1 protein-coding gene is annotated in these 659 nt (G+C 64.9%); it reads left to right on the forward strand.

Annotated features, from left to right (window positions below):
- Window positions 1-659: transposase (locus KME75_RS42220; RefSeq protein WP_219420701.1), on the forward strand; the 659-nt coding region annotated here is incomplete at both ends.

A 659-nucleotide genomic window follows, 5' to 3' on the forward strand; every position in this document is an offset into this window, starting at 1 on the left:
GATCCGACAGGTCAAAATCGCGAAGGACACCGCGACCAAGGCGCGCAGCCAGGCGATCATCACGCTGAAGACAATCATTGTGACCGCGCCGGCCGAACTGCGAGAAAGGCTCGAACCGCTCGGCGACAAGGCGTTGGTCGAACAATGCCGGAAACTGCGCTACGAGTCGATGACCGGGCCAGTCGACGCGGCCCGCTACACGCTGCGCGCCCTCGCCGACCGCTACCACGCCCTCGACCAGGAAGCCCGCCTGCACGACCGCGTCCTGGCCACCCTCACCGACCGCGCCGCACCGGCTCTCGCCAGCCTGTTCGGCGTCGGTGAAGACTCCGCGGCGGAGCTGCTCCTCGTCGTCGGCGACAACCCCGAACGGATCCGCAGCGAGGCTGCGCTGGCCAAGCTCTGCGGCGCCTGCCCCATCCCCGCCTCGTCCGGGAAAACCTCCCGACACCGCCTCAACAGAGGCGGTCACCGGCAGGCCAACGCAGCCCTGCACCGCATTCTGATCGTCCGCATGCGATTCCACGAACCCACGATCACCTACACCGCCCGACGCATCGCAGAAGGGAAGACCAAAAAGGAAATCCTGCGTTGCCTGAAACGGCTCTTGATACGCGAAATCTATCAGACAATCGTCGCACCATACAAGACAGAGGATC

The organism is Pseudonocardia nigra (assembly GCF_019396355.1).
GTDB lineage: Bacteria > Actinomycetota > Actinomycetes > Mycobacteriales > Pseudonocardiaceae > Pseudonocardia > Pseudonocardia nigra.